Consider the following 596-nt stretch of genomic DNA (forward strand, 5'->3'; position numbering starts at 1 on the left):
GTACTGTTTGGTGCCACATTAGCAACCGTTGCATTGCCACTGGTATTTAAGTTCCAGCCGGCACTGGCTGTGGCATTCACCGCATTTAATTGGCTCATATTCACCGCATCGGTATCTGCGACACCGGCGCTCACATTGGTAATTTTATTATCACCGTTGTTTAAACCGGTTTCGGTTAAACTTACCGTATTTGTGCCATTAGTAATGGTCACGCCGTCTTTGTTAATCACAGTTTTATCTGTGTCACTATCACTAAATGTTGCACTGGTTAAGTTAGTTAGGTCTTTCGCTAATTTAACCATTAAGGTGTCTTTACCGTCAGAAACTACACCGATATTGTTGTCACTGAGTTTAGTGGTGTCAGTTATTCCACCTTTCACATTGGCTTGCTCACCTAATTTAAGAGTGAACGCATCACCACTATCACCACCATATACGGTGCCTTTATTAATACTAGCTGTATTATTGGCAATATTATTGGTATTGTTAGTGACATTTTGGTTAGTCGCAAATAACTGTGAACCATTCACTGCTTCGGTTGAAGTGGCAGATAATGTACCATTTGCCACTCCGGAAATGGTGCCGTTATTGTTAAT

General features: G+C 41.1%; 1 pseudogene. It reads right to left on the minus strand.

Going from position 1 to position 596, the window contains the following annotated elements:
* Positions 1 to 596 (minus strand): annotated as a pseudogene (locus tag E0709_RS12150) (hypothetical protein); the annotation flags it as partial.

The sequence above is a fragment of the Lonepinella koalarum genome (genome assembly GCF_004565475.1).
Lineage (GTDB): Bacteria > Pseudomonadota > Gammaproteobacteria > Enterobacterales > Pasteurellaceae > Lonepinella > Lonepinella koalarum.